Source organism: Paraburkholderia sp. LEh10, assembly GCF_017814945.1.
GTDB lineage: Bacteria > Pseudomonadota > Gammaproteobacteria > Burkholderiales > Burkholderiaceae > Paraburkholderia.
Window position 1 is genome coordinate 1 of record NZ_JAGIPX010000023.1, and the last position, 22,956, is coordinate 22,956.

General features: G+C 63.3%; 26 protein-coding genes. 13 read left to right on the top strand and 13 right to left on the bottom strand.

What is annotated here, in order from left to right; all coding sequences use genetic code 11:
- Nucleotides 1-195: 195 nt before the first annotated feature.
- Nucleotides 196-540 carry a helix-turn-helix domain-containing protein gene (locus tag J8I87_RS19900; protein ID WP_209933481.1) on the bottom strand — a complete coding sequence of 115 codons (345 nt, stop codon included), beginning with the start codon at nt 538-540 and terminating at the stop codon, nt 196-198.
- Between the two features lie 91 nt (nt 541-631).
- Between J8I87_RS19900 and J8I87_RS19905 the strand changes: the two genes are divergently transcribed.
- The 3 genes from J8I87_RS19905 (at nt 632) to J8I87_RS19915 (ending at nt 2,240) form a co-directional block, all read left to right on the top strand.
- Entirely contained in the window at nt 632-1,432 is an 801-nt protein-coding gene (locus J8I87_RS19905; RefSeq protein ID WP_209933482.1) for a hypothetical protein, read from the top strand.
- Between the two features lie 256 nt (nt 1,433-1,688).
- Complete coding sequence (locus J8I87_RS19910; RefSeq protein WP_209933483.1) at nt 1,689-1,919, top strand: hypothetical protein; 231 nt, start codon at nt 1,689-1,691, stop codon at nt 1,917-1,919.
- 69 nt (nt 1,920-1,988) lie between these two features.
- Nucleotides 1,989-2,240 (top strand): H-NS family nucleoid-associated regulatory protein, encoded by a 252-nt coding sequence (locus tag J8I87_RS19915; RefSeq protein WP_209933484.1) that lies wholly within the window; start codon nt 1,989-1,991, stop codon nt 2,238-2,240.
- Nucleotides 2,241-2,436: 196 nt separating this feature from the next.
- On the opposite strand, the gene J8I87_RS19920 is transcribed toward J8I87_RS19915, so the two are convergent.
- Complete coding sequence (locus tag J8I87_RS19920; RefSeq protein ID WP_209933486.1) at nt 2,437-3,759, bottom strand: MFS transporter; 1,323 nt, start codon at nt 3,757-3,759, stop codon at nt 2,437-2,439.
- Nucleotides 3,760-4,087: 328 nt separating this feature from the next.
- Here J8I87_RS19920 and J8I87_RS19925 point away from each other — a divergent pair, with 328 nt between their 5' ends.
- Together J8I87_RS19925 and J8I87_RS19930 are read left to right on the top strand one after the other, a co-directional pair.
- On the top strand, nt 4,088-4,984 hold the full coding sequence (locus tag J8I87_RS19925) for an alpha/beta fold hydrolase (protein ID WP_209933487.1): 897 nt from the start codon (nt 4,088-4,090) through the stop codon (nt 4,982-4,984).
- A gap of 94 nt (nt 4,985-5,078) precedes the next feature.
- On the top strand, nt 5,079-5,966 hold the full coding sequence (locus J8I87_RS19930) for a ketopantoate reductase family protein (RefSeq protein ID WP_209933489.1): 888 nt from the start codon (nt 5,079-5,081) through the stop codon (nt 5,964-5,966).
- A gap of 108 nt (nt 5,967-6,074) precedes the next feature.
- On the opposite strand, the gene J8I87_RS19935 is transcribed toward J8I87_RS19930, so the two are convergent.
- Nucleotides 6,075-6,830, bottom strand: coding sequence for an acetoacetate decarboxylase (locus J8I87_RS19935; RefSeq protein WP_209933491.1), 756 nt, complete (start codon nt 6,828-6,830; stop codon nt 6,075-6,077).
- A 172-nt stretch (nt 6,831-7,002) separates the two neighbouring features.
- Nucleotides 7,003-7,623 (bottom strand): glutathione binding-like protein, encoded by a 621-nt coding sequence (locus J8I87_RS19940; RefSeq protein ID WP_209933494.1) that lies wholly within the window; start codon nt 7,621-7,623, stop codon nt 7,003-7,005.
- 138 nt (nt 7,624-7,761) lie between these two features.
- On the opposite strand from J8I87_RS19940, the gene J8I87_RS19945 reads away from it, so the two are divergent.
- Nucleotides 7,762-8,400 carry a TetR/AcrR family transcriptional regulator gene (locus J8I87_RS19945; protein WP_245254037.1) on the top strand — a complete coding sequence of 213 codons (639 nt, stop codon included), beginning with the start codon at nt 7,762-7,764 and terminating at the stop codon, nt 8,398-8,400.
- A 351-nt stretch (nt 8,401-8,751) separates the two neighbouring features.
- Here the strand turns inward: J8I87_RS19945 and J8I87_RS19950 are convergent, their stop codons facing one another.
- Both J8I87_RS19950 and J8I87_RS19955 read right to left on the bottom strand, forming a co-directional pair.
- Nucleotides 8,752-9,270, bottom strand: coding sequence for a phasin family protein (locus tag J8I87_RS19950; RefSeq protein WP_209933498.1), 519 nt, complete (start codon nt 9,268-9,270; stop codon nt 8,752-8,754).
- A 141-nt stretch (nt 9,271-9,411) separates the two neighbouring features.
- Entirely contained in the window at nt 9,412-9,606 is a 195-nt protein-coding gene (locus J8I87_RS19955) for a hypothetical protein (RefSeq protein WP_209933499.1), read from the bottom strand.
- 175 nt (nt 9,607-9,781) lie between these two features.
- Between J8I87_RS19955 and J8I87_RS19960 the strand changes: the two genes are divergently transcribed.
- The 3 genes from J8I87_RS19960 (at nt 9,782) to J8I87_RS19970 (ending at nt 12,563) form a co-directional block, all read left to right on the top strand.
- Entirely contained in the window at nt 9,782-10,018 is a 237-nt protein-coding gene (locus tag J8I87_RS19960) for a hypothetical protein (protein WP_209933500.1), read from the top strand.
- A gap of 362 nt (nt 10,019-10,380) precedes the next feature.
- Nucleotides 10,381-11,298: a LysR family transcriptional regulator gene (locus J8I87_RS19965; RefSeq protein ID WP_209933501.1), complete on the top strand. Its 918-nt coding sequence runs from the start codon at nt 10,381-10,383 to the stop codon at nt 11,296-11,298.
- A gap of 227 nt (nt 11,299-11,525) precedes the next feature.
- A complete protein-coding gene (locus J8I87_RS19970; protein WP_209933502.1) occupies nt 11,526-12,563 on the top strand; it encodes a LacI family DNA-binding transcriptional regulator in 1,038 nt (345 codons plus the stop codon).
- Here the strand turns inward: J8I87_RS19970 and J8I87_RS19975 are convergent.
- The 7 genes from J8I87_RS19975 to J8I87_RS20000 all read right to left on the bottom strand — a co-directional run bounded on the left by J8I87_RS19975 (nt 12,509) and on the right by J8I87_RS20000 (nt 17,362).
- Nucleotides 12,509-13,018: a hypothetical protein gene (locus J8I87_RS19975; protein WP_245254038.1), complete on the bottom strand. Its 510-nt coding sequence runs from the start codon at nt 13,016-13,018 to the stop codon at nt 12,509-12,511. The genes J8I87_RS19970 and J8I87_RS19975 overlap by 55 nt on opposite strands.
- Nucleotides 13,015-14,262, bottom strand: a complete 1,248-nt coding sequence (locus J8I87_RS19980) for an NAD(P)/FAD-dependent oxidoreductase (RefSeq protein WP_209933504.1) — start codon at nt 14,260-14,262, stop codon at nt 13,015-13,017. Before J8I87_RS19980 ends, J8I87_RS19975 begins: the two co-directional genes overlap by 4 nt.
- The gene (locus tag J8I87_RS19985) at nt 14,259-14,606 is read right to left on the bottom strand and encodes a MocE family 2Fe-2S type ferredoxin (RefSeq protein ID WP_209933505.1); all 348 of its coding nucleotides are present in this window, start codon (nt 14,604-14,606) and stop codon (nt 14,259-14,261) included. Before J8I87_RS19985 ends, J8I87_RS19980 begins: the two co-directional genes overlap by 4 nt.
- A gap of 27 nt (nt 14,607-14,633) precedes the next feature.
- Nucleotides 14,634-15,665 (bottom strand): fatty acid desaturase, encoded by a 1,032-nt coding sequence (locus J8I87_RS19990; RefSeq protein ID WP_209933506.1) that lies wholly within the window; start codon nt 15,663-15,665, stop codon nt 14,634-14,636.
- Between the two features lie 174 nt (nt 15,666-15,839).
- On the bottom strand, nt 15,840-15,974 hold the full coding sequence (locus J8I87_RS45710; RefSeq protein ID WP_280923083.1) for a hypothetical protein: 135 nt from the start codon (nt 15,972-15,974) through the stop codon (nt 15,840-15,842).
- Nucleotides 15,975-16,182: 208 nt separating this feature from the next.
- Nucleotides 16,183-16,593 (bottom strand): DoxX family protein, encoded by a 411-nt coding sequence (locus J8I87_RS19995; protein ID WP_209933507.1) that lies wholly within the window; start codon nt 16,591-16,593, stop codon nt 16,183-16,185.
- Nucleotides 16,594-16,636: 43 nt separating this feature from the next.
- The gene (locus tag J8I87_RS20000; RefSeq protein WP_209933508.1) at nt 16,637-17,362 is read right to left on the bottom strand and encodes a pirin family protein; all 726 of its coding nucleotides are present in this window, start codon (nt 17,360-17,362) and stop codon (nt 16,637-16,639) included.
- 155 nt (nt 17,363-17,517) lie between these two features.
- On the opposite strand from J8I87_RS20000, the gene J8I87_RS20005 reads away from it, so the two are divergent.
- The 4 genes from J8I87_RS20005 (at nt 17,518) to J8I87_RS20020 (ending at nt 22,952) form a co-directional block, all read left to right on the top strand.
- Nucleotides 17,518-18,408, top strand: coding sequence for a LysR family transcriptional regulator (locus tag J8I87_RS20005; protein ID WP_209933510.1), 891 nt, complete (start codon nt 17,518-17,520; stop codon nt 18,406-18,408).
- Between the two features lie 197 nt (nt 18,409-18,605).
- Nucleotides 18,606-18,803 carry a DUF3311 domain-containing protein gene (locus J8I87_RS20010; RefSeq protein WP_054933538.1) on the top strand — a complete coding sequence of 66 codons (198 nt, stop codon included), beginning with the start codon at nt 18,606-18,608 and terminating at the stop codon, nt 18,801-18,803.
- Nucleotides 18,800-20,287, top strand: coding sequence for a monocarboxylate uptake permease MctP (gene mctP / locus J8I87_RS20015; RefSeq protein ID WP_209933511.1), 1,488 nt, complete (start codon nt 18,800-18,802; stop codon nt 20,285-20,287). The genes J8I87_RS20010 and mctP overlap by 4 nt, the downstream gene beginning before the upstream one ends.
- Before the next feature lie 187 nt (nt 20,288-20,474).
- Nucleotides 20,475-22,952 (top strand): transglycosylase domain-containing protein, encoded by a 2,478-nt coding sequence (locus tag J8I87_RS20020; RefSeq protein WP_409518775.1) that lies wholly within the window; start codon nt 20,475-20,477, stop codon nt 22,950-22,952.
- Nucleotides 22,953-22,956 lie beyond the last annotated feature (4 nt).

Consider the following 22,956-nt stretch of genomic DNA (forward strand, 5'->3'; position numbering starts at 1 on the left):
ATCAGTTCTGACGGCGCAAGGCGCCAGCTGAATCAGACGCATCAAATGACAACGGCGCCCATGGGCGCCGTTGTTGCATTTGGAAGCCGTAGCGGCAGCACGTACATCCCGCCGTTCCCCAAAGAACCCAACCCGCGTGCGGCCGCGAACGTCCCTTTCCTCACGCCGGCCTTTGCGCCGACCCGCCGCGCGCGTCTACTCCATCTTCGCGCTCAATCCCTTCAATCCCTTGATCACGACGAGCAACGCGCGGCCGTGCTCTTCCGAGCCGTCCCACGCATCGACGATCGCGTTGCGCAGCAGCTCGTTGTAACCCGCCGCCGCCCGGCCGCCCGGCCGGCGCGCTTCCATGCCGTAGAAACTGCATAGCTTATTGAATGACGCGCTTCGGCGCACGCGGCGTCCCTTCGACAGCCGCAGCCTCGATACGGTCGGCTGGCTCACCCCTGAAAGCCTCGCAATTTCGCTGGACGAGCGCGTGTCTGCCATCAACCGGCGCAACAGGTCCTGCACGGGAAAATCGTTGTTCGGGGCTTCCATTCCATGCATTATATCTATACATTAACGCTTATTGAATTGACCGGCCAAAATCGCCGTCGGCGAAACAGTCGGCGGCGTCCCGAGGAAGTTGATGACACTGAAGCATTTACCGCCCACGTTCTGCTGGACAAGGACAAGCACCGAGTCCGGCGAAGAACTCCCCACCATCGTTCTTCAGAAAGAATGGGAGAGGCGGCTGGGCGGCGGGCGCTTTCTGTGGGGTGTCGGTCAGTCGCTCGGCAACAGCGCGCAGGTTGCGGCGCACCGCACGGGCTCGCTGCTCGCGCTGTTTTCGCCGGCGCTGAGCAGGCCAAGGCCCGCCGCGCGCAAGCGCGAAGACGTGTTGCTGTGGAACGCATGGATAGACGGCACGGGCCAGGTGCGCCAGCTTCCGCCGCACGCGTTCATCGTCAGCCGCGCGCTGCTGCCTTCCGGGCGACGCAGGGAACAGCATTACGCGCTGGTGTGTTCGTCGCCGGCCGAGTTGAGCATGGGCACGCGGCTGCGCGTCCATCCCGAGCATCTGCGCAGCGTGAGCACGGGCAAGCCGCTCGGCGCGGCGCAAGGCACGGCCGTGGTCGATTGCATCGCGCGCGACGGCGAGCAGAGCGGCAAGCGTTATCCCGTCGCGCTCGCCGTCGAACTGGAAGCGCCGTATGTCGTGCGGCTCACGCAGCCGAGCGTTCTGAAGGCGCGCGATTTCGCCGAGGTCAACAAGGCCACGCGCGACGGGGATTTCGCAACGTTCATCGAGCTGGTCGGGCGCTTGCGCAGCCGTCCGCCGCAAGAGCGCATGCGCGGCTTCACGCGCGACCTGTTCGATATGCCGCCCGTCGAGGCGATGGCGGCGTTCGTCGGCGCAGCGCATGCGCAGGCGAGCTTCGCGCTATGACGAACGAATATGCCGGACGACTCTCCGGCGCATAAAACCTGGGAACACTGAATGTCGTGGCCCGCGCGATAAAAGCGCGTTGTTGCGTTTTGGCTCTGGCGCTCTTTCGCGAGCCGAGCGACAATCGGCGACACACCGCAGCAGTTCTCTTGGCAGTTCTCTTTTAACGCGCTGAATCGAACGGGCGCCATCGTGGCGAGCAACGCTTTTACGTAAAGCGGACTATCCGAACCTGAAACCAGATGGAGGAATGCCTATGTCGGCGGTGACGCACTCAAGGCAGGCTGAGGCCGCGCAACGTTTTGTCGAAGCGACGCGCAATGTCGATCTGGCGTTTCGCGCCGTGCGCGGCGACCCGGACGACGGCGTATCTCAGGTCGGGCACGCGGCCGCCGTCGCGCGACTGGACCGCGCGCTCGATGAACTGGCGCGCGCCCAGGCACTGTTCGATTCGGCCGTCCGCATCGACGTGCGGCGGCGCAATTGAGCACTTCGGAAATGGCTACGCCCGTACGAAAGAATCGCTGATCCCATCACACTTCGCATCGCACGAGCAATGTCTACTTCAATCGCAAAACTCGACGGCCAAGCCAGAGAACGCCTGATCGTGTGGATCCAGCACCGGATGCATGAATTCGGCATCACGGTCGACGCGCTCGAACGCGCACTCGCCGAAGACGAGGCAGCCCGCGCCACACGCTACCAGGATGCGCTCGGACACGTGTGGGATGGAAGGGGCGATATGCCCGACTGGTTGCGCCGCGCGGTCGCATCGGGGCAGAGCATCGAATTTTTCCGTTGCGGATAAGGCGGACTCGAATGGCGCCAGTTGGGCGCGACGCGCTTCAATGGCAAGCGCGATCCAGGTTTTTCGCCGCGATCTTCGCTGTCTAGCGGCGGCATGACATCCAACCGTTATCTCACGCCGTAAAGCGGATGCCGGGCCGTCGATGCCCGGGTCAGCTTTGCGCATTCAAAGCTCGTCACCCATTCGATCCTCGTGATCAACGCGTCAGTCGCGGCATCGGCGTGCGCAGGCTGCGCAGCGTCAGCGCGGCCAGCACGCCCATTACGAGCGCAGTGAAAAGATAGAGGCCGGCAGGCCCGGCCATCGCCATTGTCGCGGACGCGAGCGTCGGGCCGCCGCATGCGCCGAGCGAGAAGATCAGCAGCAGGCCGGCGCTGACGGCGATCCGCTGGTCGGAGGGAATGCAGTCGTTCACATATGACGCGACCACGCCGTACATCGAAAACGCCACGGCCACATACACGTAGCCGATTGCCTCGATCAGCACGCCGTCGCGCAGCAGGAACAACAGAACGCTCAGCGACCCGGTGAGCGCGGCGAGGCACAGCAGCACCTTGCGCCGGTCGAACAGATCGGCGAGACGCGCGACGGGCCATTGCGGCACGAGCGCCGCAAGCAGCGCGAAGCCCATGAAGTGCGACACGTCCGGCACGGAATAGCCGACGTGCCGCATGAACACGGGCTGCATCGTGTAAAACGAACTGGTGAGCAAGCCGGCCGCGAGACACGCGGCGACACCGAGCGGCGCCCAGCGATAGATGGTCTGCAACCCCGACAGCCCGCGCGCGAGCCGCGAGCCGCAAGAGGCGCTATGCGCATCGTGTGCAAGCGTGGGCGCGGGCGCGGTGCCTGCGAGCGCGACGGGAATCAGCGACGCGGCAAACAGCGCGCCGACGGCGCTGAAAAGCTCGAAGCCCGCCGGGTCGGCGAGGCCGATCAGAAACTGCCCCGTGCCGACGCCGAGATAGTTCGTGATCAGATAGGCGGAGAACACGCGCCCGCGCTGCGCATTGCTCGCGACCTGATGCAGCCAGCTTTCGACCACCGTAAAAATGCCGACGAGGCAAAAGCCCGTGATGAAGCGCAGCGCGACCCAGATCGCGGCGGCGTCCCACACCGCGTAGCCGAGTGCGCAGCACGCGCTCGCCGCGGCGAAGGTGACGAACGCGCGATGATGGCCGACGCGCCCGATCAGCGCGCCGCCGTACACGGCGCCCAGCATGAAGCCGACGTAATACGCGGACTGCACGACACCGACTACGATCGACGGCGTCTGCTGCTGGATGAGCCGCAGCGAGATCAGTGTGCCGAGCAGGCCGTTGCCTGTGATGAGAATCGCGTAGCCGACCAGCAGGATCGCGGTCGAGCGCAGGCTGGATGGCGGCGCGGACGCGGCAATGGGCGCGACGGGGGCGCTCGGGGAAGCGCCGCCGTCGACGAAATCGGCAAGCGGCTGGGCGTCCGGCAAAGGGAATGCGCCGCGCGGCGGATGCGCCGCCGGATCGTGTGCCTGTTTCATTCGTGCTCAGTCTCGTTCGATTCTCGCGGCACCCGGAGCGCGACATTTGCGGGCTTGGTCTTGTCGAATGTAGCGGGCCGCCGTGTTGGCGGCATGGCAGCAATGCGACATTGGATTGCGGTAAAGCGACTCGCAGTAAAGCGGCTTGCGCTGCGTCGTGCAACAGCGCCTGTCGCGTGGATTGTAATGCTCCGCGGCTGATTTGGACGCTTTCGGAAGCTTGCTGCGCACGAGCGAGGCGCCCAGCGCGATTGCGCTGACGGCGCTACCATGAACGCTCGCTGGGTTCGAAGCTGTGCAATGATCACCCGACACGGAGCTGCCGACCATGCCGAAGCACGTGAGCACCGAACTGCTGGACATCGCCTATAAGGAATCGGGCGATCCTCAAGGCTGGCCCGTCGTGCTGCTGCACGGCTTCCCCTACGACGTCCACGCTTACGACGATGTCGCGCCCCTGCTGGCCGCGCAGGGCGCGCGCGTGATCGTGCCGTATCTGCGTGGCTACGGCACGACGCGCTTCCTGTCGGCCGACACGCCGCGCTCGGGCCAGCAGGCCGCGCTCGCCGCCGACCTGCTCGCGCTGCTCGACGCGTTGCGTATCGAGCGGGCGCTGCTTGGCGGCTACGACTGGGGCGGGCGCGCGGCGTGCATCGTGGCGGCGCTGCATCCGCAGCGCGCGCAAGGGCTCGTCACGGTCAATGGCTACAACATCCAGGACATCGCGGCATCGGGCAAACCGGCGTTGCCGGAAAACGAACTGCGCCACTGGTACCAGTACTACTTTCACGGCGAGCGCGGCCGCGCCGGACTCACGGAAAACCGCCGCGCGCTGTGCCGTCTGCTCTGGGCGCTCTGGTCGCCGACATGGCGGTTCGACGACGCGTGCTACGAGCGCACGGCGGCATCGTTCGATCACCCAGATTTCGTCGATGTCGTGATTCACTCCTATCGGCATCGCTACGCGCTGGTGGACGGCGACCCGCGCTACGACGCGATCGAACGGCAGCTCGCCGCGCAGCCGCCCATCACGGTGCCGGCGATTTCACTCGACGGCAGCGCCGACGGCGTCATGTCGATCGGCGGGACCGCGCATCATGCGCCGCACTTCACTGGGCCTTACGAGTACCGTGTGGTCGACAATGCGGGACACAATCTGCCGCAAGAGGCGCCCGCCGCATTCGCCGATGCGCTGCTCGCCGTGCGGACGCGGGCCTCAACGTGATCGATGAAAATGCCGTCGCCGGTTGCCGCCTGGGACGCGTGCGCCGTGTGTGATAACTTTCGACGGTTCCATTCGCTATGAGAGAGCGTTGCATATGAAAGTCGCGGTAATGGGCGCGGGCGCGGTGGGCTGCTATTACGGCGGCATGCTGGCGCGCGCCGGCCATGAAGTGGTATTGATCGGACGCCCTCAACATGTCGAGGCCATCGGGCGTCGCGGATTGCGCCTCGAAACGCAGGCGTTCGACGAGTACATCCGTCTCGACGCCAGCACGAAAGCAGGCGCCGTGCAGGGCGCGAGACTCGTGCTGTTCTGCGTGAAATCAACCGACACGCAAAGCGCAGCCCTCGAAATCAAGCCTTTTCTCGCGCCCGATGCGCTGGTGCTGTCGTTGCAGAACGGCGTCGAGAACGCGGACGAAGTGCGCAAGCTGGTGGCGCAAGAGGTTGCCGCGGCCGTCGTTTACGTCGCGACGGAAATGGCCGGGCCGGGGCATGTCCGACATCATGGGCGCGGCGAGCTGGTGATCGAGCCGTCCAGCTTCAGCGTCGAGATTGCGCAGGCGCTCATCGCCGCGGGCGTGCCGACGCAGATTTCCGATAACGTGCGCGGTGCGCTGTGGGCCAAGCTGATCCTCAATTGCGCGTACAACGCGTTGTCGGCCATCACGCAGTTGCCGTATGGCAGGCTCGTGAAGGGCGAAGGCGTGACGGCCGTGATGCGCAATGTCGTCGACGAATGCCTTGCCGTCGCGAAGGCCGAAGGCGTGACGATTCCCGGCGATGTCAATATGGCCGTGCGCATGATCGCCGAGACCATGCCGGGGCAATTCTCGTCGACGGCGCAGGATCTGTCGCGCGGCAAGCGCAGCGAGATCGATCACTTGAACGGACTGATCGTGCGGCGCGGCGAAGCGTTCGGCGTGCCGACGCCGTCGAACCGGCTGCTGCATGCACTCGTCAAGCTGATCGAAAGCAAGTAGCGCGGATGCGCTTCACACACGTGCGGTTTCAGCGCGTGCGCGGCGCGCATCCGGCGTGCGATTCGAAGCGTCAGCCGCAGCCGGCCGCTCTCCATCGATGGCCGTGTGCTATCCGGCATTCGCCAGATAGTCGAACGCGACTTCACCGATATCGAGCGTCAGATGGGCGATCACCTGGCGCGCGCCGACCACGCGGCGCACGGGCAGATCCGCGACGGGCGCAAGCGCGTGATGCCGCAGTTCGAGCGCGGCGGGGCCCGCCCACGCGCCGAGCACCGTCACGTCGCGCAGGAAAAAACGCACCAGTTCGCACACGCGCGCCGTGCCATCGACATGCGGAATCACCTTCAGCAGATAGTTCGGCGTGTCGGCGAGCTTGGCGCGCTCGGTTTCGATGTCGATCGTCCAATGCTTGTAACCCATCGTGCCCGTCGCCACGCGCTGCGTGCCGTAATCGAGCGTGCCGAGCAGCGTGTCGTTTCCATCGACGCTGATGTGCGGCCGCGCGAGCTTCTTCGGAAAGCCCCAGATTTCGCGGCCCGCCGCAATCGGGCCTTCATCGTCGAGATACATCGAATGCGTGTAGTTGCCGAGCCGGCCTTCCTGGTCACGCACGGAAATGACCTGGCCGCTTTCGGTGTAGTCGCCGAATCCCGACGAATCGGGCATGCGGATGAACTCGTAATGCACCAGCGAGTTTTCCGGCTTGAGCGGCGCCGGCACGGCCGCGGCGATCGCATCCGGCTCGCTTTCATACGAAATAATGAAGTACTCGCGATTCACGAATCGAAACGGCGGGCGCGGAAAAGCGGGGTTGTGTACGGGCATCGCAAACGCGTTCTTGCGGATAGAGTCCAGGTCCATGGATGTTCTCCCGGTGAGCAGCGCACACTGCGCGGGTCAATGGTAAAGCGAATGCGCGCGCCGTGGTGTGTCCGTTCTATGGCAATCGCAGGCTGTTCGCGCGCACGCCCGAAGGCGGTGCAAATGTGATGCGAGCAGCAATGCGAGCGGCGATGCGTGTATGTACCTTTCGTTATTGCTGCGCCAGTTCCTCACGATACAACGCGATTTCCTCGGCCAACGCCTTAGCCACCATCGGGCGCTGCACGATGCGCTTGTAGTACGCATCGACAGCGGGCCATTGCGCAAAATCCACGTCGCAATGTTTCGCCCAGTTCAACACGGCTATCAGATATGCATCCGCGACCGAGAAGCGCTCAACGAGAAATTCATGCGCCGACAGATGCGATTGCAAGTAGTCGAATCGCAACGCGATCTTCTGGCGCGCGTAGTCATGGGGCCCGACGGGATCGAGCAGCGGCACGAAGATGCCCTTGTGCAATTCCGTGCTGATAAAGCCCAGCCATTGCTGCAGCTTCGCGCGCTGCGGTGTTCCCGCTGAAGGCGCAAGCTGCGCGGCCGGAAAGTGGTCGGCGACATACGGCAGGATGGCCGTGTTCTCGGTCAGCAGCCAGCCTTCGTCCGTACGCAGCACGGGCACCTGGCCGAGCGGGTTGATCGCATGGAAATCGGACCCGTCGCGCAGCTTTTTCTTTTTCGTATCGACCTGAATGAAAGCCGCTTGCGCGCCGGCTTCGTAGAACGCGATGCGCGTCGCGAGGGTGCACGCGAGCGGCGAGAAATAAAGATACATGGCGATGTCTCCCGTTCACCGGATTGTTTTTGTACTATAGTGAACAAAATTCGAGTGTCAAATATTTATATGCGAGACAGTACAAAAACCGAGAGGCGCGCCCGCGGACGCCCGCGCGCTTACGATGCGCAAGAAGCCTTGGACCGTGCCACGGATGCATTCTGGCTCGGCGGCTATTCGGGCACGTCGCTCGATACGCTGAGCGACACGATGGGCATGAACCGTCCGAGCCTGTATGGCGCGTTTGGCGACAAGCATGCGCTCTATCTGAACACGCTCGACCGTTACGTCGATGCCGGCGCGCATGCGATGGAACGCGCGCTGAGCGACGACATACCGTTGGCGCAAGCCTTGCAACGTGTTTATGACGGGGCGCTCGCGCTCTATTTGCCGGCAGGCGGCGAGCCGCGCGGATGCTTTCTGATCGGCACGGCCGTCGTCGAATCGAAACTCGACGAAGCGGTGCGCGCGAGGCTGGCACAAGGTCTGAAATCGTTCGATCGCGCGTTTGAAAAGCGCATGCGGCGCGCCCAGGCTGACGGCGAGCTTTCGCGCGAAGCCGACGCCGCCGTGCTTGCGCGTGTCGCGTCGGCGATCATGCACAGCCTCGCGCTGCGTTCGCGCGCCGGCGACTCGCGGGCTTCGTTGCGGGCGACAGCCGCTGAAGGCGTCGCGCTGATTTGTGGCGCGCGCAACGACAACGTGCGGGAGCCTTCGTCAAAAAGCGCTTCTATTACGGGCGCCAAACGGCGGGTCAAAAAAGAGCAGGCGCGCTAATGCAAACATGATTCATGCGCCATTCGTGGCGTTCGGCTGTACAGCGATTGCGCGATCAACGGCGTACTACCCACTTCATGGAGGAACTGGCGAAACTGCCCAAGCAAGCCGCCATTCTTGCCGCCGTGACAGCGAAGAATGTGCATGTGATGTGATGGAAGGCGGCGCCACGGTAAAGATGTCCGTGGCGAGTCAGCACATCGCATGCCTTGCTTTCGCGTGATGCGGCGGGGCAGTCGAGAAGGGAGCTAGGCCCGTGATAAAAAAAGCCCGCTCGAAAGCGGGCTGTAAATGCGCCTGACGCGGGAATCGCGTCCGGTTTGCTACTGCTGTTGTTCGCGGGCAGCCCGTTCAGGCTGCGTGCGACGTGTTCGTTGCGTGGCGGGTCACGACATCCAGGTTGCTTTCCGCCGCCTCGATTGCCTGGCGCGCGGTTTTCCAGACACTTTCGTAGAAAGCGTTCGCTGCTGTGATGGCCGAGTTCATCGCCGTCACCGCGACTTCGGCGCTAGCGGGCGCGCGTTGCGCGGCCTCGTCCAGATTGGCTTGAACGGCGCCTATCCGCGTTTCATATTGAGCCGTCGCACGCTTGATGATGGCCGCCTGCGTGCTGGCGATGATGTCCAATGCCTGGCGGTTGTAGAGCGCAACGCGCTCGATCGCCGACAGATCGCCGCGTCCAATCGCGCTCGCGCCCGGCAGTTCGCCGTTCGCCAGCGCGGTCATCGCGCGCTGCATGCCGCCGTGCAGTTCCTCGAGGTTCAATCGCACCAGCTTTTCGAACCCGCTGACGGCTTCGTTCGCTACGTCAAAACACGTCTGCACCGCGGCTTTCTGTGCGCCCGTTACTTCTTCGTTGGTCGTGAACATCGGAAGGCCTCGCATGGTTGAATGCACGAAATGGTCGACGGGCATCCATCGTCACCGACGACGGGTGCCGAATGCCTGCGTGAGGGTAGCCGCTACTCGCTTATCCGTATTACAACGGCCGCGCGCTCGCGGTGGGTGAGGTCATTGCACACCGTTGAGGCGCGCGAGCAGCGCATGTCCGCGATCCGTGAGACGCGGGGGCATGCTCGCCTGGGCGCGGCCAATGGTGATGAACTCGCGATCGGCGAGCGCAATTAGATCTGCCTGGTCAAAGTCCGACTGAGGCGTCGCGTCTTTGATCAGCATGAGCGTCGCAAATTCGTGTGGGCTCAGCATATTAATAAGTCTCCTGACGGGCGCATCGCTTCCGTTCGCTTGTATAAATGACCCGCAGTACATTGCGAACGGTAAATCTGATTGGGAGTTTTCCCTACCCTGCCGATACTTTGGTATCGACGGGGACCTCATCCTAATGCGGCGATTTTTAAAATTCAATCAGAATTCGCAGCAGGTGCAGAAAATCGTTTGGTCGGCGGAATTGGCGGCAATTATTGCGTGTGAAAAGCAGGCGTATCGGGAAAATACTGCCGTTATCTGTCCGAATCGCCATGGTTCGGACGCTGCGATCGCCGGAAAGTCACACTTTTTTAGCCGATCCATGCTACCGGACTGGCGAATGAAACCCGACGTGCGGCCGCGCTTTAAAGGCCGCTTTAAAGCGGGCGCGGCGGATGCGCATCACGGATAAAATGGCGTTTTAAAGGCGGATAACCAAGCCGTCGCGCTTGGTAATATTAGTCATATTTATCCGTCGCGCGCCGCTAATCGAAAGCGGTTAAATGGTCGGATTTGCCGGGTTGTAATCGGACAGTTTCCCGTGGGGGAAATCGTTTTCCAATTTGCATCCGGCCATGTGGCTGGATGACGCAAAAGCCCCGCCGTTCGCGCCCCTTCTCGCCCAAGACGATTTTCTCCATGTTATTTTCACGTAGTCAGGCGCGCATGAAACGCGACTGACAGCCGGAACGACGGTGCGTCGATCCGTCCGGCACCGCAGGGGTGCCGCGACAGCCGTATGCGTCGTCACATACAACGACAGGGCAAAGGAAAATGGACCGCTTCGAGGCAATGGAGATCTTCACGCGCGTGGTGGACGCGAACAGCTTTTCAAAGGTATCTGAAATGCTCGATTTGCCGCGCGCAAAGGTGAGCAGGACGATTCAGGCGCTGGAGGAACACGTCGGCGTGCGGCTGCTCAATCGATCGACGCGTCAGGTCAGCGTCACGGAAGACGGCGCGCTGTTTTACGAGCGATGCGTGCGCATCCTTGCCGAAGTGGCGGACGCAGAGTCGTCGCTGTCGAACAAGCGTGAGAGTCCTGCGGGGACGATACGCGTCGATACGTCGGGCACGCTTGCGCGCGCGCTGCTGCTGCCGTCGCTTGACGAGTTCTATCAGCGCTACCCGGAAATCGATGTGCGCCTCGGCCTTGCCGACCGCAATATCGATCTGATTCAGGACGGCGTCGATTGCGTGATCCGCATGGGCATGCTCGAGGAGTCGAGCCTGGTTGCAAAGCGCATCGGCAATGCGCGCATCGTCACGTGTGCGTCGCCAGCCTATCTGGAACGGCACGGCACGCCGAAGACGCTCGACGAGCTAAGCGAACATCAGGCCGTGAACTACGTATCGGCGCGCACGGGAAGGACCTTTCCGTTCGAGTACAACGTCGACGGCGAAGTCGTGAAAGTGCAGATGAAGAGCGTGCTGGCCGTCAATGACGGCTCGGTCTACATCAATGCGGGCGCATTGGGGCACGGCATCATCCAGCCGTCCCGCTTCATGGTGGCCGAGCTCATCAGACAGGGCTCGTTGCGCGAAATACTCGCCGGGTACAACAGCCCGTCGACGCCGCTGTCGGTTGTCTATCCGCATCGCCGCAATCTCAGTTCGCGGCTGCGCGCGTTCGTCGACTGGGTCTCGGAGATCGCGGAGAGGAACCCCGATCTGCGCATCGCGCACGACTGATCTTCGTGCGCTGCCCGCCCGCCGCGCGAAGCGATGCGCGGCGATGGCGGCGCCTAGCCCTTGCAATCCGCCCGTGACGATCGCGATCTTCGAATCGAATTGCCCCATGCGCGGTCTCTTTCAAGGTTGAGCGCAAGGCACTGCAATGGAGTGTGAATCCCGCGGCTTGCTGCGTGCGCGGCGTCGATGCGATGATTGCCGGTATTCCCGTGACAACCAGACCGATCATGTCCGACCCCCGCCGCCGCAAGACGAGCATGAGCGACATTGCCCGCGCAGCGGGCGTCAGCGAGGCGACAGTCGATCGGGTATTGAACGGGCGCGGCGGCGTATCGCGCGACAAGGAAACACGCGTGCTCGAATGGGCGCGCAAGCTGAAGATCGACCGCGCGCTGGGGGCCGTGCCGGTGCGTTGGCTGCGCATCGCGATCCTGTTGCAGCAGCCCGTCGCACAGTATTACGTGCATCTGAAGCACGGCTTCGAACTTGCGCAAAAGACCTTCGAAACGCAACGTGTGATTTGCGCCGTCACGTACTTCGACAGCCTCGAACCGCATGCGGTCGTCGACACGATCGGGCGAGCGGCGCGCAAGGCGGACGCGCTCGTCATCGTCGCATACGAGCACCCGGACATCACGGCGGCGCTGCGTCAGTTGAGCCACCGAATGCCCGTCGTGACGCTCGCAAGCGACCTGCCGGGCACGGGGCGGCTTGCGTATGTGGGCATCGACAACCGCTGCGCGGGCCGCGTTGCAGGCGAACTGATGGGCCGCTTTCTCGGCGACGCGGGCGGCAAGGTGCTCGTGATGACGGGCATGCACGACTTTCTCGGCCACGAAGAGCGCGAAAGCGGCTTTCGTTCCGTGCTGCGGCGGCGCTTTCCCGATTGCGACATCGTCGAGACGGTCGAAAGCCGCGAGCAGTCGTCGATGACGGAGAGCCTGACGCGCGACGCGTTTCGGCGCTACCCGGACTTGCGTGGCATCTATAACATCTCGGTCGGCGATGAAGGCATCGGCAATGTATTGCGCGCGCTCGACCGCGTGCACAAGACAGTGCTGATCGGACACGAGCTCAATGACACGTCGCGGCGCTTGCTGATCGAAGGCGTGCTCGACGCGGTGCTCGATCAGAACCCGGTCGGCGAAGCGCTGCATTCGATCGAAATCATCCTGCGTCACTATCATCGCGATCCCGGCGTGACGTTGGCTCAGCAGATTCCCGTGACGGTGCTGCTGCGTGAGAACCTGCCGCTTATCGATTGATGGCGAGCATGGGCGCCGCGTCTGCCGCTGTGTCTGCCGCTGTGTCTGCTGCATCGTCCGTCGCGACGTCGTCCCACAGCTTGCGTATCCAGTCGCGCATCATCAGCGATTCGGCCCAGCGGTCGGTCGTATCGTTGCCGTCGCGGCCGATGATCGCGACTCACGTCCGGTTGCAGGTCGATGTGATGGGCGCCCGATTCGACGGCATGTTCGAGAACCGGGCACAAGTCTTCGACCGTGCGCGCAAAGCATTGCGCCTCTGCTTGCAGGCCATAGGGCGCGAGCGCTTGCGCGAGCCGCCGCACGACTTCGCGCGATTCATACGATGTGCTCACGCCTTCGAAGCCCGCTTGCGCGATCATCGCGACGTTGTCTTCGAGCGAGCGCTCGAAGCCGTCCGTATGACGGCGCTCCATCGCCCATAGCGACTGATAGACGGCAAGGCGCTGGGTCATAGCGCCTCCGCGGCCACGAGTCCTTTCAGCTTGACGTTGGCGTCTGCGAGCGAGGCAGGCTCGATGCGCGCGCGTTGCGCAATCAGCGCTTGCGCGACGCGCACATCGCGCGCGATTTCGCTGACCTTGCCGACGCCGCTTGCGCCGACCAGCACGCCATCGCGGTCCAGCGCGAAGAAAATGCGCGACGTGCCGCCCGTTTCGCGCACGACGCTTTGCACGCCGAATGCGGGCATGCCGGCGATCTGGATCGTCATGTCGTATTGGTTCGACCAGAACCACGGCACTTCCGAGTACGTCTCGCCGCGCGCCAGCATGTTGCGCGCGACGATGCGCGCATGGTCCTCGGCATTCTTCCAGCATTCGAGCCGCATGCGCCGCCTGAACAGACGATGCGGAAACGAACACACGTCGCCCGCCGCGAAGATGTGCGGATCGTTGGTGCGCAACGTGTCGTCGACGGCGATGCCGTCCGCGACATCGATGCCCGCCGCCTCGGCAAGCTCCGTGCGCGGCTTCACGCCGATGCCGACGACCACGCAATCGCAATCGATCTGCGTGCCGTCCTTGAGCTTCACGCCCGTCACGCGCGTCGTGCCCAGCAGCCGTTCGATCTGCGCCGCGAAATGAATCTGCACGCCCATTTGCCGATGCTTGTCGATCAGATAGCCTGCGACGACTTCGGGCACGGCGCGCATCAGCGCGCGTGGGCCCGCTTCGATGACGACCGCACTGCAGCCCCGCGCCACCGCCGATGCGGCGACTTCGAGGCCGATAAAGCCCGCGCCGACAATCGCAATGCGCCGCGACGTTTGCAACGCCTGGGCAAGCGCATTGGCGTCGTTCGCCGTGCGCAGCAGATGCACGCCTTCCAGATTCGCGCCTGGCACGTCGAGCCGCCTCGGTTCGGCGCCCGTCGCGATCAACAGACGCTGATAGTCGATGCTGCCGCCGCCGCGCAAAGCGACCTTGCGCGCGCCGCGATCGATCTGCTGCACGCATGCATCGACACGCAAATCGATGCGCTGATCGCGATAGAACGCGTCGTCGTAGTACGCGCATTGCGCCGTGCTTCGTTCACCGAGCAGCACGGCTTTCGACAGCGGCGGCCGGTCATACGGCGCGATGCCTTCGTTGCCGAGCAGCGTGATTTCGCCGTCCCAGCCGTTCTCGCGCAGCGCGTGCGCGGTGCGCACGCCACATTGGCCTGCACCGACGATCACCATCGCGGGCTGTGTGCTCATGATGCGTCCTGCACGGGAAGGCCAAGCAATACCTCGCCGTTTTCGACGCGCACCGGGTACGTCTTCAGATGCACGCACACGGGCGCGCTCTTCGCCTTGCCGCTCGGAATGTCGAACCGTCCCTGATGCAACGGACATTCGATCTCCCGATTCACGACGAAGCCATCGGCAAGATGCGCGTGCTCGTGCGTGCACCAGCCATCCGATGCGTAGTAGCCGTCGGCGATACGATAGACCGCGTAGCTCGCGCCGTCGTGGTCGAAGCGCATCACGTCTTCTTCGTCGATATCATCGGACTCGCAGGCGGCAACCCAATGAATCCTCGCATTCGTTTCGATGCTCATGGCTATCTCCTCCAATATGCTTGCGTGTCAGACCGTGGGCGTGATTCGTTCGATCACGTGCGTGGGGTCCGCGCGCTGCTTCCACAACGCGGGCAGCATCTCGCGGTATGCGGCATAGACGCTCGGATAGGCGGGCGGCAACTGGTCCTTGATTGCCTCGTGCAGGCGCGGCAGTGCATGAAACGGCACCATCGGCAGCAGATGATGTTCGAGGTGATAGTTCATGTTCAGGTAAAGAAAGCGGAACACGAAGTTGGTATGCACGGTGCGCGTATTCAGGCGATGGTCTTTCACGTTGACGGCAAGCCCCGCATGCTGGGTGAGACCGAGCAGCTGATGCAGCCAGCCGCCGTAGAAGCGCGGCGTCCACACGAACATCAGCGGCAGGAAGCTGTGCGCCGCAATGGCCAGTGCGATCGTGCCCGTCACGACGGCCAGATAGATGCGGCACGACCAGATCATCTTCGGCTTCTCGGTTGCGGGCAGAAATGCATCGGTGGCGGCATCGACGCGGCCGAACGCGTGGCGCACGACCTTGCCGATTTCAAGCGGGCAGCCGGCCAGTCCCACGAAATCCGCGATGATGGGCAGCACTTTCGTCGGACGCGTCACCTGGATTTCCGGGTCGCGCGTCTGGAAGTACGTATGCGTGTGATGGCGCGCATGACTCCAGCGCCACCAGTAGGCTTCGCGGATCGTCATGAACGACGCCAGGTGATAGAGCGCGTCGTTGATCCAGCGCGTCTTGAAAGGAGTGCCATGCGACAGCTCGTGCCAGCGCGCGTCGCTGGAAGAGTAGATCGTGCCGTACGCGAAGAAGGCGGGCACGGCCCACCACGTGCCCCATGCGAACGCGGCCAGCGCGCCGGATGCGACGAGCAGCACGAGCCACGGAATGAAATTGCGCAGGCCGGCCGCGTCGTCGCGCTTCATCAGTTCCTTCAGCACGGCGCGTGGAATGCGCGGCTGATACCACTGTTGCGCGATGCGTGCGTCGAGCGACGGATCGGCGGGGCCGGGCGCCGTGCCGTTGCTATCGACGGCGGAGGTCGAGGACATGAGTTGTCTCCTGCAAGCTTCGTGTTTGCGGGGATTCCATCAGCGCGACGCATCAGGAACATATTCCGTTTGCACAAAGATAGTTGAAGGAGAGCAATGCCTCACGTCGAAAAATGATGGTTTTCCATCAGACCGCGGCGTGCGCCGTCAACCGTGCAGCGCGCCGCGCCGCTCTTACGGGCGCAACAGGTCGTATCCGCCGAACACCAGGACACCGCTCAGGACGATCATCGAGAGTGAGTGCTGGCCGAAATAGAGAAGGGCTGCGGCGGACCACGTCGTCAGACAAAATGCGGCAATGCGTTTCATGCTGGTGCTGCTCTTTACTGGGAGAACTGGAATTTACGGGTTTTCCCTGTATATCACAGTCGGGCCGGATGGGTATGTTGCGCTGCCCGAAACGGGTACGGGCGGCATCGCCCTTGAAAGCCGTGCCGCCCGCCGCGTGCGCTGGCGGCGACAAAAAAGGGGCGGCCCATGGCCGCCCCCCGCTGACAGTTCCTATAGTGCCGTTCGCTTAGGCGCGATCGATCGAGTACTTGCCCGGACCCGTCACGAACAACAGCAGCAGACCGCCGATGATGCTGATGTTCTTATAGAAGTTGATCATGTTGATGTACTGCTCCATGCCCGTTTGCGTCCAGAAGTGATGGCCGATAAACGCGGTGCCGAGCGTATAGAGCGCCAGCAGCAGCGCAAGGGGACGCGTCTTGAAGCCGATGGCGATCACGATGCCGACAACCAGCTCCATCACGATCGCAATGATCGCCGCAAGCGCGGGGACGGGCGCACCCGTCGATGCCATGTACTGCTCGGTGCCCGAGAAGCCCGTGAGCTTGCTCCAGCCAAACAGCACGAAAAGTACGACGAGCAGCACGCGTGCGACGAGCAGCAGTGCATCCTTGCGTTGTTCGATGAAGGCGTTCATGTTCAATCCTCTTTCAATGTAGTCGTGTCCAGGCGTCTGCCGCTCAGGACCACAGTTCCGATACTTCGTTGTTGCGCAGGTCGAAGACGAGCACTTCCGCGTCCTGTCCGTCCGTGAACTGAAGCTGGCGCTCGTTGCGAATGCGCGCGCCATCGCCTTCGTTCAGCACGATGCCGTTCACTTTCACGCTGCCGCGTGCGACATGCACATACGCATAGCGGTCGGCGGCGATATCGACGCTTGCCGCTTCGCTGCCGTCGAACAGACCGGCGTACACACGCGCGTCCTGACGCAATTCGAGCGAACCGTTCGCGCCGTCCGGCGAAAGCACGAGGCGCAACGTGCCGCGCTTGTCCTGCGCCGAAAAGTTCTGCTGCTGATAGCGCGGCGTCGCGTTCTTCACCGACGGCGCAATCCAGATCTGCAGGAAGTGCACGGGATCGCTGGCCGAGTGATTGAACTCGCTATGCGCGACACCCGTGCCGGCGCTCATCAGTTGCACGTCGCCCGGGACGATTACGGAGCCCGTGCCCATCGAGTCCTTGTGCTCGAGCGCGCCTTCCAGCACGTACGAGAAGATCTCCATGTCGCGATGCGGATGCTTGCCGAAGCCGCGGCCCGGCGCCACGCGGTCGTCGTTGATCACGAGCAGGTCGGAGAAGCCGATCTGCTTCGGATCATAGTAGTTCGCAAACGAAAACGTGTGACGCGAGCTGAGCCAGCCGTGCTCGGCGCGGCCGCGTTGATTGGCGTGTCTGATGTCGATCATTTCCCATCTCCGTTTATTGATGCCTTTGCCTCTCGTGACCGCGACGGCGTCGTTGTCTGAAGCAGTGATGCAAGTGTAGGTCAATCAGGGCAGCCATAATCGACGTAAAATGGGAATCACTGTCACATTGACGTTGACAAAGGCGAACATCCCTCATGCAACTGGACGATCTGAAAATCTTCGTCGCGACCGTCGACGCGCGTAACTTCACGGCGGCCGCGAACCGCCTGCAACTGTCGAAGCAGTTCGTCAGCCGCCGCGTCATGGCGCTGGAAGCGGGCCTCGGCGTGCGCCTGCTCGTGCGCAACACGCGCAAGCTCGCGGTAACGGACCTCGGCTACGAGTTCTATCAGCGCGCGTCGCGCATCCTCGGCGAAGTGGAGGATGCCGAGCAGGCGATGTCCTCGGGCCGTTCCGATCCGCGCGGGTTGCTGCGCGTCAGCGCGCCGATGTCGTTCGGCACGGTGCATCTGTCGCCGCTCGTCGCGGGGTTCTTGCGCGCGAATCCGGATGTGCGCGTCGACATGGAGCTGAGCGACCGCGTCGTCGATGTGGTGGGCGAGGGGTTCGACATGGCGCTGCGCATCGGCACGCTCGCGGACTCCACGCTGATCGCGCAAAAGCTTGCCGAGCTACGCATGGTGTCGTGTTGCAGTCCCGCGTATCGCAAGGCGCGCCGTCCGCCCGTGGCGCCCGCCGACCTCGCGCGTCACGCTTGCCTGCTGTATGGACAGGAGGCGCGCAGCGGCTGGGAGTACATCGTGGATGGCGCGAGCCAGACCTTCGAAGTGCGCGGCCCGCTGCGCGTGAACAACGGCGAAGTGATCCGCGACGCCGCCGTCGCGGGGCTCGGCATTGCGCGCCTGCCGGAATTCATCGTGGCCGATGCGCTTTCGAGCGGCAAGCTTGTCGAAGTGCTCGACAACTTCGTCTCGCCGCCGTTGACGCTCTATGCCGTCTATCCGCAGCACCGGCAGGCTTCCGTGACGATACGGGCGTTCACGCAGTTCTTGCGCGAGCGCTTTGCCAAAGCAATGCGCAAATAGCGAAGGCACGCATGCTTGATCCGTCGGCCACGGTGTCCCCGACGGTCCGTCACCGCGCCAGCAGCTTTAGACGTTTTCGCAGATAATGCGCCACCTTTGCGGGCGTGCGCGCGGAATAGGTACTTTCGCGCGTATTGATAAGGCACTAGACGCATCAGCAAAGCGGAATCAATCAGATAGACCAAAGAGGGACAAACGTGGAACCTACCGAACCGGCCGGCCGCTCGTGGCTATGGCTCATCTTGCTGATCCCCTATGTCGCGTTGCTGTGGCTGCCGTTCTATAACGACACGCGCCCGTCATTCGCCGGCTTTCCTTTCTTTTACTGGTATCAGTTTCTGTGGGTTCCGCTCACGTCGCTGCTGATCTACGTCGTGTACCGGGGCATTAAATGAGCGATATCAACCCAGTGAATCCCGTTGCGATGACGGTATTCGTCGCCTTCTTTGTCCTTGTCACCGTTCTTGGTTTCGTCGCGGCGCGCTGGAAGGCGGGCGACCTCACGCAACTGCACGAGTGGGGCCTCGGCGGCCGCCAGTTCGGCACGATCATTTCGTGGTTCCTCGTCGGCGGCGACTTCTATACGGCCTATACGGTGATCGCCGTGCCCGCGCTGGTCTATTCAGTGGGCGCGTATGGCTTCTTCGCGCTGCCTTATACGATCATCGTCTATCCGTTCGTGTTCGCCGTGATGCCGAAGCTGTGGAAGATCGCTCACGCGAAAAACCACATCACGGCAGCGGACTACGTGCACGGCGAGTATGGCGGCAAATGGTTTCCCGCAGCTGTCGCGCTCACGGGCATCGTCGCGACGATGCCGTATATCGCGCTGCAACTGGTCGGCATGCAGGTCGTGATCAAGGGGCTTGGCATCACGGGCGAGGCGCCCCTCATCATCGCGTTCGTGATTCTCGCGGTCTATACGTATACGAGCGGGCTGCGCGCGCCCGCGATGATCGCGTTCGTCAAGGACATCATGATCTATATCGTCGTTATCGCGGCGGTATGGCTGATCCCGGTGAAGCTCGGCGGCTACGGCCATGTGTTCGACGCTGCGGATACCTACTTCCAGGCGAAGGGCGGCGCGACGGGCATCATCCTGAAGCCCTCGCAGTTCACCGCGTATGCGTCACTCGCGCTGGGCTCGGCGCTCGCGGCATTCATGTATCCGCACACGATGACGGCCGTGCTGTCGTCGTCGTCGATGCAGACCGTGCGCAAGAACGCGATCTTTCTGCCCGCTTACACGCTGCTGCTCGGCCTGATCGCACTGCTCGGCTATATGGCGATTGCGGCGGGCATTCACGTCAAGTCGGCATCCGATGTCGTGCCCACGCTGTTCGGCACGCTGTTCCCGTCGTGGTTCGTGGGCTTCGCGGCCGCGGCGATCGCGATCAGCGCGCTGGTGCCCGCCGCCATCATGTCGATCGGCGCGGCCAACCTGTTCACGCGCAATCTGTGGCGTCCGCTGGTTTCGCCGGACATGGCGCCGGCTCAGGAAGCCTCGACGGCGAAAACTGTCTCGCTCGTCGTGAAGTTCGGCGCACTGCTTTTCATCGTGTTCCTGCCGACGCAATACGCAATCGACCTGCAACTGCTCGGCGGCGTATGGATTCTGCAGATCTTCCCGGCGATCGTGTTCTCGCTGTACACGCGCCGCCTGAACACGGCCGGGCTGTTTTTCGGCTGGCTGGTCGGCATCGTCGTCGGCACGGGCCTCGCGATCTCGCAGGGCCTCAAGCCCGTGTTCGCGCTGCATATCGGCGATGCGACGTGGCCGGTATATATCGGCCTGATCGCGCTCGTCGTGAACGTCGTCGTGACGTTCGTCGTGTCGATGGTCACGCCGAGCCGCGTTCACGCGCCGGCTCGCGCCTGAAGCACATCACGGCTGAACCCGCCCGCGCACGCGGCGCGGGTTCGGCCGTTGTTCTCTCCGGCCGGGCTTTCCAGTCTGGCCACCCGCGTGGCCGTCCATTACCGCAAATCGCGCAAGTCGCGCAAAACGCCTGTACGTCCACGCTGTTTTGGTAGGATGCAGCCTTTTCTGCCGATGGTGCGTTAGCGTGGGACGGTCGATACTGTCGTTTCTCCGAAAAGTGTTACTTGGGGCATGGGCCCACGTGAAGCCGCTCGCGATGCGCGCGGCGCAGCGTGTGCGCCATCCGACGCGGCGCGGCGTCGCGTTGTCGATCGCCGCCATTCCCGTGCTCGTGCTGCTTTATGTGCTGATCATGATCCCGTTCACGCCGGGCATCGGAGACATCCGCAAGGCGAAGATCGAACAGCCTGCGCGGATCTACTCGGACGATGGCAAGCTGCTCGCCGAATACAAGCCGACCAACCGCGTGTGGATGAAGCTGTCCGACATCTCGCCGCACGTCGTCGATGCATTGATTTCGACGGAAGATCACCGCTTTTACGAGCATCACGGCATCGACTTCAAGCGCACGGCAGGGGCGGCGCTGCATACCTTTTCCGGCGACCGCCAGGGCGGCTCGACGATCACGCAGCAGCTCGCGCGCAATCTCTATCCCGATGATATCGGCCGCGCGCCGACGCTCACACGCAAGATCAAGGAAGCGATTACGGCATTCAAGATCGAGGCCGTCTATACGAAGAGCGAGATTCTCGAAACCTATCTGAACACGGTGCCGTTTCTCTACAACGCGTACGGCATCGAAATGGCGGCGCGGACCTATTTCGACAAGTCCGCCGACAACCTCACCGTGCTCGAAAGCGCGACGCTCATTGGCATGCTGAAGGGCAACAGCTACTACAACCCGGTGATCAATCCCGAGCGCGCGCTCGACAGGCGCAACATCGTGCTCGCACAGATGGTGAAATACGGCCGTCTCACGCCTGCGCAATTCAACTCGCTCAAAGGCAAGCCGCTGCGCATCGACTTCGAGCGGCAGACGGAGCCGCCCGGTCCCGCGCCGCACTTCGCGCAGCAGTTGAAAAAATGGCTGATCGCATGGGCCGACGCGAACGACTACAACATCTATTCGGACGGCCTCGTCGTGCGCACGACGATCGACGCGCGCCTGCAAGGCATGGCGACCCAGGCGCTGATGTTCCAGGGCAACCAGTTGCAGTCGATTGCGAATGCAGCATGGAATGCGCGCGGCGCGTGCTCCGGGCACAAGGATCTGTTCGACGCGTTCATTCGCGAGACGCCCGAATTCCACAGCGCGAAAGATTCAGGCATGAGCGACGAAGATGCGCTCAAGCATCTGTCGTCGGACCGCGCGTTCATGAAGTCGCTGTGCGATAGCAAGACGCGCGTGCAGGCGGCGTTCGTCGCGATGGACCCGCGCAATGGCCAGATCAAGGCATGGGTCGGCAGCCGCGACTTCACGCAGGACCCGTACGATCACGTTTCGCAGGCGCGCCGCCAGCCGGGTTCGACGTTCAAGCCCTTCGTCTATGGCGCGGCTTTTGAACAAGGCGCAAAGCCCGACGATACGTTCCCTGATCAGGCCGTCGAAATTCCGCTGGCAGGCGGCGAAGTCTGGAAACCCAACGACGAAGACGCGCCCAGTGGCCGCCCGATCACGCTGCGCGACGGCCTTGCCTACTCGCGCAATCGGATCACCGCGCAATTGATGGAGTCCGTCGGGCCCGCGAAGGTCGCGCGACTCGCGCGCGCAATGGGCGTGCGGGAAAGCCAGCTCGACGCCGTGCCGTCGCTCGCGCTGGGCACGAGCCCTGTCACGCTGAAAGAGATGGTCTCGTCGTACGGCACGATCGCGAACGAAGGCGCCTACGTCGCACCCATGCTCGTCACGCGCATCGAGGACGCCAAGGGCGAAGTGCTCGCCGAGTTTCAGCCGGCGCATGCCGATCAGGTCATGCCCGTCGCGAGCGCGCAGACCTTGCTCGACGTGATGCGCTCCGTCGTCAACAAGGGAACGGGCTCGGCGATCCGCACGCGCTTCGGCATACGCGCCGATGTCGCGGGCAAGACGGGCACGACGCAGGACAACGCGGACGGCTGGTTCATCCTGATGCACCCGCAACTCGTCGCGGGCGCGTGGATCGGCTTCAACGACAGCCGCGTGACGCTGCGCAGCGACTACTGGGGGCAAGGTGCGCATAGCGCGTTGCCCATCGTCGGCGATTTCTTCCAGCGCTCGCTGCGCTCGCGCCTGATCGACCCGCGCGTGAAGTTCGCGCAGGAGCCGCCGCCCGGCATGTTCGATACGTTGCGCGACAAGCTGCGCGCGTGGATGCAGCATCTCTTCCCGGCGTCGAGCACGCCTGAAACGCCCACGCCCGCGCCGCGCGCGAAGCCGCGTCCCGTGGCGCCTGCCGCGCCTGTCGTGGAGAATGCTTCGCCCGTTGCGGAGGCTTCTGCGCCGACGGATGTCGAGCCGCCGCAGATCGTCTCGCCCGCCGCATCGCAGCCGCCCATTCTGCCGTCGCCGGGGGATGCGAGCTCGGCGGCGGCAAGCGCGCCGGCCGCCGTCAATGGCGAGCCGCAAGCGCCCGCTTCACCGCCTGCCGGCAGTCCCGCAAGCGCGCCGTTATCGCAGCCCTGAGACA